Origin of the sequence: uncultured Dokdonia sp., assembly GCF_947492535.1 — a bacterium.
Lineage (GTDB): Bacteria > Bacteroidota > Bacteroidia > Flavobacteriales > Flavobacteriaceae > Dokdonia.
Window position 1 is genome coordinate 166,052 of record NZ_CANLNH010000004.1, and the last position, 13,747, is coordinate 179,798.

Sequence of the window (13,747 nt, forward strand, 5' to 3'; positions counted from 1 at the left end):
TCTTAGTTTATTTTTATTAATACTGCATCTAGAGAACCATTACTACTTGTAAGTTCTCCAGTATTACTTTGTGTTTCTCCTGCTATAATGATGTCTCCTTGGTTATTTGCAGCAATTCCTAACCCAAAATCAATACCATCACCACCTATAGCTCGTTGGTCTTGTAGATTTCCATTATCATCTAATAAGGCAATCCAAATATCATTTTGACCACTATTAGATGTAACGTCTATATCATTACTACGTGATGATCCTGTAATGGCAATTCCATTTGTTGTTGCAACAACAGCTCTGGCAGAGTCAAAATTTGTTCCTCCTAGCGTTTTCTCCCAAAGTAATGTGCCTTGATCGTTTATTTTGATTACCCATACATCGGCATTGCCATTAAACTCAGTAACATCTCCGTCATTACTTCGTGTGTCACCTGCAATAATATAATTGCCATCGGCTGTTTTTGTGGCAGCAAATGCGATATCAATTTCTGATCCACCAAAAGAACGTTCCCAGACCAAATTACCAGAAGCGTCTAAACGTACTGCCCAGAAATCATAGCTTCCTTTAGGATCTGAAATATCAAAGTCATTACTTTCACTAGCGCCTACCATTAAAATACCACCGTCATCGGCTTGTACGGTTGCATAGGCTCTGTCATTATTTGTGCCTCCAAAATAACGACGCCATTCTTTGTTACCGTTGGCATCTAGTTTATGTCCCCAGAACTCACCTACGCCATGTAATGTGGTTCTTGTGTTGTTATTTCCTGGTGCTGCAAAGTCATTACCATCTCCATTAGATGCTGTTACATCTAAAAAGCCTGATGTAAAATAACCACCATCTGTGGTTTGTATAATGGAAAATGCTTGATCAGATCCAGGGAATCCATAACTTTTTTCCCATTCAATTTCTCCTTGCGCATCTAGTTTTACAACCCAATGATCTTGAAATCCTTCATTATTACTTACGTCTCCATCACTGCTTCGGCTATATCCCGTCATCGCATATCCGCCATCTGAAGTTTGGATAACTTCTTCTCCACGGTCATCATTTGTGCCTCCATAGGTTTTTGACCATTGTATGTTTCCTTCACTATCTGTTTTGACAAGCCAGTACATATTTACTTGATTTGCATTATCTGTAATATCACCATCTATACTTTGAGAGTATCCTAGGGCAATAAAACCGCCATCACTAGTCGCAGCTACATCGTGAAAGGTGTCATCTTCACTACCTCCATATACACGTGCAAAATCTAATGTGATAGATACGTTTTCCGTTTCGGTGTCTGTAGTTGTATCTTCTTCTGTTTCGATGTCTGTACTTTCTGGGGGTACTACAGGAGACTCATCATCACTACAACTTAGGATCATTGCAGTAAGTAATATAAGGCTGAGTATACGCTTTCGCGAAAGCATAAAAAGCAAATAATTCATTTTTCTTGTTCTTAATTTAAGTTCCTGTTCTTCTAATGATAAATAGCCCTCCATCTATATCGCTAATGATGATGTTATTGCTGTTAAAATAAGGGTATATACTCCATACTCCATTAAAAGACGTGTTATTATTTGATGGAAATGTATCAAAAGATCCAGTGTCAAATAGATTCCCGGAGGCGATACCTGATATGTCTGCCACGCGGATGCCACGGGTATAGTTTGATAAAAAGACTTCGTTTCCTTTTACGTATAAATTATGATCTATAGCGCCTGTATCTCCATCAAAAGATCCCGAAAATGTGGGGGTGTCTAAATCTGTAAAATCAAATAGAAGCGTTCGGGTATTAAAACCTATGTTGCTTTCATCTAGTTCGTCATTTGCTATAAAATAACGATGATTTTCTGTAAGCCATCCTTGATGTGTATATCCAATATTAGGGTAATTTACTTGAGAAATTAGAAGCACATTTGCTTTGTCAGTAACGTCAAGGATAACGACTTCATCTTCGTTACTTCCTATATAAATTTCTCTTCCTATATACTCTGTATCGGGACCATTGTACGTGACTACTTGTGCATCATGTGTATATCCTTCTCCTTCAAATCCCCCCGCAAATGTAGGGTTTAAAGGATCACTAATATCTATAATGTGAGGACCCCCACTAAAAGTACTTGTACCTACAGCATAGGCAAAAGCCTGTTGTTCATTAATAACAATATTATGTGCATTTCCAAACTCTGTATACACTGCACTAGGCGTGAATGTTATGTTTTGATCTGGATCTACATCTCGTAATAGAGAAAGATCAAATACTTGCATCCCATGCCCGCCAGCTTCGCTTACAATAAAGGCAAAGTCATTATATACTTTAATATCTCTCCATGCAGAAGCAACGGTTTCCGTAGGTAGAAATCCTACGATTCTTGGTTCTGTAGGTATTGAGATATCTATAAATGAAGTGCCTTCACGATGCCCAAAAAGTGCATATTCTGTACCTGTAACTGGATCTGTCCATCCCCATATGTCATTACCTCCTGCAGAGTTTCCAAATTGAGAAAGATTAATTTGAGCCATAAGATCAAAGTCGTCACAAGGAAAAATACCTGCAAATCCGTTTTCGCATACCAGGCGGCCATCGGCAATAGGAGCTGACTCTTCTTCTGTGTCAGGAGTTACAACTATAGGTGCAGTACTATCATCATCATTACTACAACTTAGTATAATTCCTAAAATAACCAGAGAAAAGAAGCTTCTTAGTTTCATTTTAATATTAATTTTTGTGTGCTATTTGCTGTTTTTACAAAATAGAGACCAGTTTGTAAGTGAGTGAGATCTAATTGTGTATCTGTAGTGGTACTTTTTGTCGTATGTACTACTTGTCCTAATGTATTGTATATAGCTATTTGACCAACAGGGGTGTTTGTATTTATGGTTACGATACCTGAAGAAGGATTTGGAAACATAGTTACATCTAGTTGATTTTCAAAAGACTCTGTAGATAGAACGTCATTTGAAGCGACTAATACAAGCCCTTGATTTTGATCTGATAAGATAATATTGCCACTTTCAAAAAAGGGATATACATTCCATACACCACCTCCAGTACCTACGCTATTTGTATTTGGAACAGTGTCAAAAAAACCTATTTCGTTTATATTTTGGTTTGCAATATCAGATATATCTATAACTCTCATTCCTGCTCTATAACTCGCAAGATAGAATGTGTTTCCTACAACGTATCCATTATGATCAGTAGAGGGATTTGTAGAGAAGTATTCGAAATGTACGGTAGGATTATCAAGATCTTCCATGTCAAATATAATGGTACGCGTATTGAAACCAGAGAATATCTCATCTGTTTCATCTCCTAATATAAAGAAACGATGATCTTCTGTAAACCATCCTTGATGCGCATCACTTATACCATTATATGTCATGGTTGCTATTTCTGTAGGATTGTCTTTGTCTGTTACATCTGCAATAGCTACAATGTTTAGATTACTTCCTATATAAATTTCTCTTCCTATATAATCTGGATCTGGACCATTGTAAGTAACTACTTGTGCATCGTGCGTATATCCATTGGTAGCATATCCGCCAGCAGGTGTAGGATTAAGTGGGTCTGTAATATCAATAAAATGTGCACCTCCAGAAAAAGTAGAAGTTCCTACGGCATATGCAAAGACACCGTCTTCATTTGCCGAATTCTCATTAATAACAATATTATGCGCATTTCCAAATTGATTATAATGCGCATCTTCTGTAAAGGTTTCTGGAGGGTTTGGAACATCTCGTAATCTAGTAAGGTCAAATACCTGCATTCCATGTCCTCCGGCTTCGCTTACAATAAAAGCATAATTGTTACTTACTTTAATGTCTCTCCAAAGACTTGATGTAGTATGCGTAGGTAGTTTGCCTAAGTATACGATGTCAGATGGAGTAGAAATATCTGCAAATACAGTTCCATTTCTTACACCAATAATAGCATATTCTTTTCCTGTTTCAGGATCTGTCCACCCCCAACTATCATTTGTAAAATCTGTACCCATTTCTGCATTAGTAAGTATATCTTGAATACCATAATCAGCACAAGGAAAACCATCGGCCGTATTTCCTTCACAAGGAGTTTGCGCTATTAGTATAGAAGAAAATTGTAAGAGTCCGAAAAGGAAACATATTTTAGTTAGGTGCAATTTCATTGGTGGGTTTTTATCTAGGGTTAATGTAAACTTATAAAATTTGTGTTGTACTCACGAAATATCCGATCAAGTATTACTTGTCAATATTCACTTATATAACAAACAACTCGTAAAAAACCCCCCATGGAGATCTATAAATATTCTGAAATCAATTATAAAGCTATACCATTTCTGTTTTGAATATACGTAAAAAGATGAATTTACAGTTGAAATGGTATTAGACCTTTAAGAGGTTGTTTAGTACCTTTGTAGTTATGTTAGAAAATAAAGATCAATCGAGAACTTCTTTAGGAGAGTTAGGAGAGTTTGGACTCATAAATCATCTTACGGAGCATTTTAAAGTTACACAAAAAACCACAATAAAAGGAATAGGTGATGATGCGGCTGTATTATCATTTCCAGATACTCAAGTAGTTGTTACTACAGATCTTTTGCTAGAAGGGGTCCATTTTGATTTAAGTTATGTGCCTTTAAAACATTTGGGATATAAAGCGGTGATGGTCAATTTGTCTGATGTGTATGCGATGAATGCTATGGCAAGTCAAATTACAGTCTCTATAGCCGTTTCTAATCGTTTTCCGCTAGAAGCACTAGAAGATTTATATGTGGGTGTCCAAACGGCGTGTGCCAATTATAAAGTAGATTTAGTGGGTGGAGATACTACGTCATCTACTACAGGGCTTGTTATTAGTATAACAGCAATAGGGCATACTTCAAAAGATAAGATTGTGGGAAGAGATACAGCAAAAGAAGGAGATCTTCTTGTTGTTACTGGAGATATAGGAGCAGCATATATGGGATTACAAATCTTAGAGAGAGAGAAAGCGGTTTTTAAAGTAAATCCAAATAGTCAACCAGATTTAGAACAATATACATACATTGTTGAGCGTCAATTAAAACCAGAAGCAAGAAAAGATATTGTTTTATTGCTCGAATCTCTACAAGTACTACCTACATCTATGATAGATGTAAGTGATGGATTATCTTCAGAGATTTTACACTTATGTGCAAATTCTAAGATGGGATGTAACTTATATGAGGAGAAAATCCCATTAGATCCTCAAGTAATAAGTACATGTGAAGAATTTCAACTAGATAGTACAACTATAGCTTTAAGTGGAGGAGAAGATTACGAGTTATTGTTTACAATATCTCAAGAAGATTATCCTAAAATTAAAGCAAATCCTAATTTTACAATAATAGGTCATATGACAGAAGAGAGAGAGGGGGCTCATCTTATCACAAGAGCTAATACTAAAATACCTTTAGAAGCAAGAGGTTGGAATGCACTACAATCTGAGTGATTTTTTATTAACGTGCAGCTAATCTTCTCGTGTAGAAATTTTCGTACACTTCATTAATGCGACGTAATTTTGGAGTAAGTGGTGTGTAATGACCGTATCCATCTAATGTAAACTGCTTTTTACAATTGGCACATTCAAATTCTTTGATGTTTGATTCGTATCTTTTTGTAATTCTATACTTGTGACCAAACACTTTGCATTGTAGGTTTGAAAATGGGCTGTATGTAGGTTCTGTTTTAGTTTTAGTTGTATTCATGGGGTTTGGGGTTTTAACTTGAGTACTAATGTATACAAAATCCACAAACAACACAAAATTATCGACGAAATACTTAAAATTTTAACATTTTCAAATATTTTCCCAACATATTAAGATAGATTTGGGAGGATATATACACTATTTACTTGTTAAAAATATAATTGGGACGTTAGGGAATACTGTGAGTTATTTATGATAAGAAGTTTAAAATATGCTCAATCATAGTTTCTTTATTAGATATATGACTCATATGTCCACCCTTAATAATTGAAAAATAGGCTATATAGGAGTTGAATTTTTCTTCTTGTCGTTTTGCATCAATAATCCAGTCGTTTTCTCCTAAAATCATGCCTCTTTTAAATGAAGCATTTTTCCAGAAGTTTGTTGCATCTTCTCTTAAGCGCATACCTTCGTTTGAAGCAATGTATCCTTGTATAGTGGTTTGTAAGGCATGGTGTAATGCCGCTGTAATTTCATCGTGGTATGTTTCTTTGGAGGCAGGATCGAAAAGATTAATAAAAGACATGCGTACTAATTGTTCAAATTGTGTTTTAGCCATTTGATTAGCTCTGAGTCGCAATTGTTTTCGTTCTTCCTGATCTGCTTCTGGGGTAGAATTTAAGAGGCATAATGCGTTGACTTTTTCTGGGTATGCTTTCGCGAAAGCGATCCCAACATATCCCCCCATGGAATGTCCAATAAGGGTAATTTTGTGGAGATGTAATTCATGTATGACGGCGTGCAAAGCTTCTGAAAAATCCTGCATAGTATGGATATAGCCTAAACAATCAGTCTTACCATGCCCTAAAAGATCCACACAAATAACGCGATACTTTTTTATGAGAAAAGGAAGTAAACCACCCCACATCGTACTATTTTCTAAAAAGCCATGTAGTAATAGAATAGGATCTCCCGCTCCCTGATCTGTATAAAAAATACGACTCCCTTTATGTGTAATCTCCATTTTGACTTATCTTGATGCGCAAATATCAATGAACCTATGAAAATCACCAAACAAACTTTTATTACTTCTTTTGCATTGTTTTCGCTGTTTTTTGGAGCTGGAAACTTGATATTTCCTGCTTTTTTAGGTTATAATGCAGGTGATGGTTGGTTTATGGTAGCTGTAGGTTTTGTGCTTTCTGCGGTAGTGATTCCTATTTTAGCTATTTATGGACATGCGCGATTGCAAGGGACGATGATGGATTTTGGTAAAAAAGTATCTCCTACTTTTGCCTTTATATATAGTCTTATTGTATATGTGATTTCGGTTTCTTTTCCGAGTCCGCGTACGGCATCTGTTACCTATGAGATGGCTGTACAACCCTATATCGATATTCCTTCATGGGGATTGAGTACTATATACTTTATACTCGTATTAATATTTGTCCTTAATCGTTCTAAAATCATAGATATCATAGGAAAGTTTTTAACACCTGGTATTTTAATAATCCTTGGATCTATTATATGTATTGGTCTTTTTGGAACGTATGACCCTATGCATGCGTCTACTTATACAAGTAATTTAACCAGTGGTATTTTAGAAGGGTACCAAACGTTTGATGCGATAGGAGGTGTTTTGGTAGGAGGTGTTCTTGTGATTTCCCTTAGTTTAAAAGGAATTTCTAAAGAAGAAAGTAAAGGTGTAATTGCAAAAGCAGGACTATTTGCCGGATTAGGGTTTGTGATTATGTATGTAGGCCTAATTGCTCTTGGTGCTGCAAATAGTGGAACACTTGAAATAAGTAATCGAACTGAATTATTAAGTCAGTTAAGTTATAACACCCTTGGAAGCATAGGAAGATCAGCTTTAGGAGTGCTAGTGGCACTTGCATGCTTTACCACAGCGGTAGGTATTGTAACAGGAACCGCCGACTTTTTTAAAGGCTTGTTCAAGGATTCTCATAAGGCATATGTTATAACAGCAGTGATTAGCTGTATTCTTGGTGTAGGAATGGGTCAGTTGGATGTGCATTCTATTATTGTAGTGGCATTACCCGCACTTATGTTTATTTATCCTATTACAATTGTGCTAATACTTCTGAATGTAATTCCAGATAAATTTGCAACACCTCTAGTCTTTAGATGGGTAGTTGCGATTACCATCTTATTTAGTTTGCCTGATTTTTTAGCTTCTATAGGTCTTTCTGAAATAACTAAACCAATACAAGAGTTCTTGCCTTTTGGGACCGTTACATTGGGCTGGTTATTGCCAGCATTAGTTACTTTTATCGTAGTGAATCTGTTTACTTTAAAGAGAGATGTAGACAACAATTAAGAAGTTACTTCACTTTTAAGTCCTTTAATTACAGAAAAAGCCCTGTCTACTAGATAGTCTTTTACGAGAATGGTAAACTCATTTGTTGTAGATACTACTTCATGTAATGCGATTCCTTCCCAAGCGAGTCTTTTGAAAAGTTGATAATATAATCCTGGCACGGTAGAGTTGTCATGTGGTAAATTAATGCTAATTGCCGACAGATTTTCTTGAAGGTCTAGTTGTGTCTCGTTTGTGAAACTAGCAATTACCTTTTCTTTTTCTGAAGAAGAAATAATAATATTACTTTCTAAAATCCCTCTTGTAAATGCATAAAAAATACTCCTGTCTGTAGAGATAAGATCTAGAATTTTTGCATGACTTCGTATTAAAGTAGTGGAGTTCTGATAGGTAAAATCAATTAAATTAGAACGTACAGTGATGTCTCCTAAATTTTTAAGAATACGTTGCATTTTCATACTGTTACTTGCATGAATAGGAGGATTATACCGGCGCAATGCCATCATAATAGCCCCCGTTTTTACAGATTTATGTAATCGTTTTTCTATAACAGGCTGTAAGTGTTCTGCTAAAGCAGAATAATTAATAATATTTTTAGATAAACCTTCTTCAATAAAAGGTTGTGTGAGAATAATTTCTTCAACACAAGATGCAATTGTTTTCATTTTGTTAATTATATAACATATTGTGCAAAATTAGAATAATTTTATCATTTATAAGGCTTAGATAGATGATAATAATATTTTTGTCCCTATAAATGTTACAAAAATGCGAGTATTAAAATTTGGAGGAACTTCTGTAGGATCTGTAGAAAATATGATCCAGGTAAAAGAGATTATCAATGATCAAGACAAAAAGATTGTTGTGCTTTCGGCTATGTCAGGTACTACAAATACACTAGTCACTATTTCTAATGATATAAAAGAAGGAAATACAGGAAAAGCTTCTGCGAGCATAGATGCATTAGAAATTAGATATACGACTACGATTCAATCGTTATTTTCTGATGATGAGACATTATATAATGTACAGGAATATGTACAAGATATATTTTCTTATTTAAGAACTGCTGTAGGTAAATCATACAGCCCATTAATGTATAATACGATTGTCTCTTATGGAGAGTTATTGTCTACATATATTTTTACAGCATACTTACGTCAGGAAGGAATAAAAGCTCAATTATTGCCTGCACTGGATTTTATGAGAATTGATCGTAATAGTGAACCTGATAATTTTTATATCCGTCAGAATATCCATCGTATTATTGATGAATTACCTGTAGCAGATATATATATTACACAAGGCTTTATATGTCTAGATGTAGATGGTCAAGTATCCAATTTACAAAGAGGTGGAAGTGATTATACTGCTACAATTATAGGAGCTGCTATCCGTGCAGAAGAAGTTCAAATCTGGACAGATATAGATGGATTTCATAATAATGATCCTCGTTTTGTAGAAGATACAACGCCTATATCAAATCTATCTTTTGATGAGGCAGCAGAGCTTGCTTACTTCGGTGCTAAGATCTTGCATCCACAAACGGTAAGACCTGTACGAGAATTAGACATACCTGTACGTTTAAAAAATACAATGGCACCTGCTTCTTATGGGACATTAATAACAAATAATGTACATGGAGAAGGAATTAAAGCTATTGCAGCAAAAGATGGCATTACTGCTATAAAAATAAAGTCAGGTAGAATGCTACTGGCGCATGGATTTCTAAAAAAAGTTTTTGAAATCTTTGAGCGTTATGAGACCGCTATCGATATGATTACAACATCAGAAATTGCTATTTCATTAACGATAGATGATACAACATATTTAGAGCCTATTGTAGAAGAGTTAGAGCGTTTTTCTTTTGTAGAAGTAGATCATCAACAATCTATTGTATGTCTCGTTGGAAACTCAATTATATATCATAGTCAAACACATAAATTATTTCAAATTCTCCAGGATGTAGCTATTCGTATGATCTCATATGGAGGAAGTCATAATAATATCTCTTTATTGATTCATTCTGATCATAAAGTAGAAACCCTACAACGGTTACACACATACCTTTTTGATCGTGTAACAGTGTAAAATAAATGAAAAAGGAAGTTAAGTTAGTTTAGTTATTGTTGGGAGATTGCTAGTTTTTAGTAATCTCCCTTTTTTATACGCTCCTGACTACCGGCAGGCAGGTTCGTGAAAGCGAAGTATACATGCAACCCTCTGATGTATTGTAACAAAGCAAGAAACTACGCACTTTACATCTTATGTGTAAAATTTCACAGAAGATATCATAAAACAAGACCATTTAAAAAGATAGAATAGAAACAATATCTATGACTTTTTAATAACATAACCGTTTTAAGGTTTACATTGTTTAATGTATTGTCAATATTTCTTTTACAAAGAGGTGATTAATTATTTAAATAGCTATTTTATTGAGTAATATACGTTAAATAATGTCAATTTTCCAAAAATAAAGATTAAGTTTGAGTAATTACTATATGTTTTTGTAGGATATATAGTACTCAAATATGCTATTTGTTAAATCAAAGATTATGAAGAAAGTTATTTTTGGATTGGTAGTTTTGACAACGTTTATGTCTTGCCAAAATGATGATGATTATCAAGAGATTGACCAATCTTTACTAGATGATACATTACGTACATTAATAGTAGAAGCTTCTCAAGGTGAAGGAAATTCTTTTTTTGTGTTACCAGATAGTGATGACTTTATAGCGATTCCTCAAGATCCTTTAAATCCCATTACATCTGCAAAAGTTGCCTTAGGACAATTATTATTACATGATACGGCAATGGGTGGAGATCCAAAAATAGAGGGACGAGAGTTTCAATTTGCTTGTGCTACATGTCACCCCGTAGCGGCTGCTTTTAATGCAGGAAGAAGACAAGGAATCGGAGAAGGAGGAGTTGGTTTTGGGCTTAGTGGAGAAGGACGTTTTATTGATCCGTTAATGCCTATAGATTCAGTAGACATACAGCCTGTACGTGTTCCTACATTATTAAACTTAGCGTATCAAGATGTTGCTTTATGGGATGGTCGTTTTGGAGGTACAGGAACCAATGAAGGTACAGAAGCCGGATGGGATCTTATTCCTGAAAACTTTGAAGGATTTCAAGGAATTGAAGTGCAAGCGATGCAAGGACAAGACGAACATAGACTTCTAATAGACGAAGCCTTTGTAGATACACATAATTACAGAGACTTATTTGATGCTGCGTTTTCAAATATCCCTCAAGAAGAGCGTTACTCCAGAAGAACAGCAGGACTGGCTATTGCAGCATTTAATAGAACCGTATTGTCAAGCAAAGCTCCTTGGCAAGAATACCTCAAAGGAGATATAAGTGCGATGACCAAACAACAAAAAAGAGGTGCCATTGTGTTCTTTGATCAAGGGAAATGTGTACAATGTCATACAGGACCTGCATTAAAAGATAAAGCATTTCATGCCTTTGGATTTGGAGATTTTGATGGAAGCCCAGATGCCGTTATTAGACCCGATGTAGATATTGCCGCAGTAGCAAGAGGAAGAGGGAATTTTACAGGAAATGCAGCAGACGATTATAAATTTAAAACACCAACGCTGTATAATCTAGTAGACGGAGGTTTCTTTGGGCATGGAAGTACATTTACTTCGGTAAGAGATGTTGTTGCTTATAAAAATGAAGGCGTTCCTCAAAATACAAATGTTCCTTCTGGTCAATTAGCAGATCAGTTTGGAGGATTAGGACTTACAGAAACACAAATAAATGATCTTACCGCATTCTTGTCAGATGCACTTCGAGATCGTGATTTAACTAGATATGTTCCTGAAGCATCCAACAGTGGTTTGTGCTTTCCTGCAAACGACCCTCAAGCTAGGATAGATATAGGGTGTGATTAAGGTACTATTCTAAACGAACTTTAGAAGCGACAGGTAGTAATCGAGAATCTTCAAGAGCAGCCGTACGATGACCAGCAATAGAAAGATAGGCTTCATTTTGAGCAAAAGCGAGAAAAGTTGCTGCATCTTTATGTCTTACTAATAAAACGAGATCCCAATCTTCATGAGATGGTCCTATTAGGAAAGAGCTGGATGTTCCGCTGAATAGAACCTCACTGCCCACTTCTTTTAAAAAAGGAAGTGTATGTTTCATATATAACGCATAGGCCTTTTTTCCAGAAATTACTGCTTCAGGAGCAATAGCAGGTGTCTGAGAATAATCTGCAAAGTCTTTAAATTTTAAAAGATTAAGCATGACGATTTCTCCTTTAGGCGGATTGGAGAAAAATTGTTTCCCAGCCTCTGGAGTCACGTCTAGAAAAGGTGTTCTTGACATGTGTTGTTTATTAATAATTAGAAGTGTCTATATACGCTTTCGCGAAAGCGTATACATCAACCAGTATTTTAAAAAGTGATTATTTGTTCATCAAATCCTCAATCTCCTCAACAGTAATAGGGATATCACGCATTAAGTTGAAAGGCGCTCCGCTTTCTTGAATCACAACATCATCTTCCAGTCGAATGCCAAAACCTTCGTCAGGAAGGTAAATACCAGGCTCTACCGTAAAGACATTATTTGCTTGCATAGGTTCATGTAAGAGTCCGTAGTCATGTGTGTCTAGTCCCATATGGTGACTGGTGCCGTGCATAAAGTATTTTTTATACGCAGGCCAATCAGGATTTTCATTTTGAACATCAGCTTTATCTAAGAGCCCTAAGCCTAATAGTTCAGAAGTCATAAGTTTGCCCACTTCTATGTGATATTGTTCCCAATATGCTCCAGGGACAAGCATTTTAGTAGCTTCGTCCTTAACACGTAAAACAGCATTGTATACTGCTTTTTGACGCGCTGTAAAACGACCATTTACTGGAATAGTACGAGACATATCACTAGCATAGTTAGCATATTCAGCACCTACATCCATCAAGATCAAGTCGCCATCTTTACACTGCTGGTTATTTTCTATATAATGCAGCACATTTGCATTACTTCCAGAGGCTACAATAGGTGTGTATGCAAATTTTTTAGAGCGATTACGTAAGAATTCATGGATATATTCTGCTTCAATTTCATATTCCCACACCCCAGGTTTTACAAACCCTAATACACGTCGGAATCCTTTATTTGTAATATCACATGCCTGTTGGATCAAGTCTATTTCAATTTGATCTTTTACAGAACGTAAACGCTGTAAAATAGGATTGCTTTTTGCAACACTGTGCGCAGGATATTTAGCTTTCCACCACTTTGTAAAACGGTCTTCACGCGTTTCTGTTTCTACAGCCGCACGGTAATGCTCATTGGTGTTTACATACACAGTATCTGCATAGGTCATTAATTCTGCAACTATTTTTTCTAAATCTTGAAGCCAAAATACCGTTTTAATACCTGAGGTTTCTAATGCTTTTTCTTTGGTAAGTTTTTCACCTTCCCAAACCGCAATATGCTCATTGGTTTCTTTTAAGAACAAGATCTCGCGATATTTTTCTTTTGGACAATCTGGAAATACGACCAAAATAGACTCCTCCTGATCGACACCACTTAGATAAAAAATATCTCTATGTTGCTCAAAAGGCATCGTACTATCTGCACTGATAGGATAGATGTCATTACTATTAAAGAAAGCAAGACTATTTGGCTTCATTTGCGACATAAAGTTTTTGCGATTCTTTATAAAGAGTGTGTTGTCTATTAGGTGGTATTTCATAACAGTGGTATTTCTAAATTAGATATACCCAAAAATAAGGATTGCAATTTTTAATAAATACGC

12 protein-coding genes are annotated in these 13,747 nt (G+C 35.6%); 4 read left to right on the forward strand and 8 right to left on the reverse strand.

All coding sequences use genetic code 11. From position 1 onward, the window contains the following. Positions 1 to 2: 2 nt before the first annotated feature. From Q1A60_RS07060 to Q1A60_RS07070, 3 genes are read right to left on the reverse strand one after another with little or no spacing between them, the layout of a single operon-like run. Positions 3 to 1,430, reverse strand: coding sequence for a hypothetical protein (locus Q1A60_RS07060; protein WP_299764107.1), 1,428 nt, complete (start codon positions 1,428 to 1,430; stop codon positions 3 to 5). Between the two features lie 16 nt (positions 1,431 to 1,446). Next, positions 1,447 to 2,697 (reverse strand): choice-of-anchor B family protein, encoded by a 1,251-nt coding sequence (locus tag Q1A60_RS07065; RefSeq protein ID WP_299764105.1) that lies wholly within the window; start codon positions 2,695 to 2,697, stop codon positions 1,447 to 1,449. Next, positions 2,694 to 4,133: a choice-of-anchor B family protein gene (locus tag Q1A60_RS07070; protein ID WP_299764103.1), complete on the reverse strand. Its 1,440-nt coding sequence runs from the start codon at positions 4,131 to 4,133 to the stop codon at positions 2,694 to 2,696. The genes Q1A60_RS07065 and Q1A60_RS07070 overlap by 4 nt, the downstream gene beginning before the upstream one ends. A 254-nt stretch (positions 4,134 to 4,387) precedes the next feature. Here Q1A60_RS07070 and thiL point away from each other — a divergent pair, with 254 nt between their 5' ends. Further along, complete coding sequence (gene thiL, locus Q1A60_RS07075; protein WP_299764100.1) at positions 4,388 to 5,437, forward strand: thiamine-phosphate kinase; 1,050 nt, start codon at positions 4,388 to 4,390, stop codon at positions 5,435 to 5,437. A gap of 7 nt (positions 5,438 to 5,444) precedes the next feature. Here thiL and Q1A60_RS07080 read toward each other — a convergent pair whose 3' ends face one another. Then, positions 5,445 to 5,693: a hypothetical protein gene (locus Q1A60_RS07080; RefSeq protein WP_299764098.1), complete on the reverse strand. Its 249-nt coding sequence runs from the start codon at positions 5,691 to 5,693 to the stop codon at positions 5,445 to 5,447. Between the two features lie 190 nt (positions 5,694 to 5,883). Then, positions 5,884 to 6,657 (reverse strand): alpha/beta hydrolase, encoded by a 774-nt coding sequence (locus Q1A60_RS07085; RefSeq protein WP_299764096.1) that lies wholly within the window; start codon positions 6,655 to 6,657, stop codon positions 5,884 to 5,886. A 36-nt stretch (positions 6,658 to 6,693) separates the two neighbouring features. On the opposite strand from Q1A60_RS07085, the gene brnQ reads away from it, so the two are divergent. Further along, the gene (gene brnQ, locus Q1A60_RS07090) at positions 6,694 to 7,971 is read left to right on the forward strand and encodes a branched-chain amino acid transport system II carrier protein (protein ID WP_299764094.1); all 1,278 of its coding nucleotides are present in this window, start codon (positions 6,694 to 6,696) and stop codon (positions 7,969 to 7,971) included. On the opposite strand, the gene Q1A60_RS07095 is transcribed toward brnQ, so the two are convergent. Further along, on the reverse strand, positions 7,968 to 8,636 hold the full coding sequence (locus Q1A60_RS07095) for a hypothetical protein (RefSeq protein WP_299764092.1): 669 nt from the start codon (positions 8,634 to 8,636) through the stop codon (positions 7,968 to 7,970). The genes brnQ and Q1A60_RS07095 overlap by 4 nt on opposite strands. Positions 8,637 to 8,739: 103 nt before the next feature. On the opposite strand from Q1A60_RS07095, the gene Q1A60_RS07100 reads away from it, so the two are divergent. Both Q1A60_RS07100 and Q1A60_RS07105 read left to right on the forward strand, forming a co-directional pair. Next, a complete protein-coding gene (locus Q1A60_RS07100) occupies positions 8,740 to 10,062 on the forward strand; it encodes an aspartate kinase (RefSeq protein ID WP_299764090.1) in 1,323 nt (440 codons plus the stop codon). A gap of 467 nt (positions 10,063 to 10,529) precedes the next feature. Beyond that, entirely contained in the window at positions 10,530 to 11,876 is a 1,347-nt protein-coding gene (locus tag Q1A60_RS07105) for a cytochrome c peroxidase (protein ID WP_299764088.1), read from the forward strand. 4 nt (positions 11,877 to 11,880) lie between these two features. Here the strand turns inward: Q1A60_RS07105 and Q1A60_RS07110 are convergent, their stop codons facing one another. Then, positions 11,881 to 12,312 carry a DUF1330 domain-containing protein gene (locus Q1A60_RS07110; RefSeq protein ID WP_299764086.1) on the reverse strand — a complete coding sequence of 144 codons (432 nt, stop codon included), beginning with the start codon at positions 12,310 to 12,312 and terminating at the stop codon, positions 11,881 to 11,883. A 79-nt stretch (positions 12,313 to 12,391) separates the two neighbouring features. Then, positions 12,392 to 13,684 carry an aminopeptidase P family protein gene (locus tag Q1A60_RS07115; RefSeq protein ID WP_299764084.1) on the reverse strand — a complete coding sequence of 431 codons (1,293 nt, stop codon included), beginning with the start codon at positions 13,682 to 13,684 and terminating at the stop codon, positions 12,392 to 12,394. Between the last annotated feature and the right edge of the window lie 63 nt (positions 13,685 to 13,747).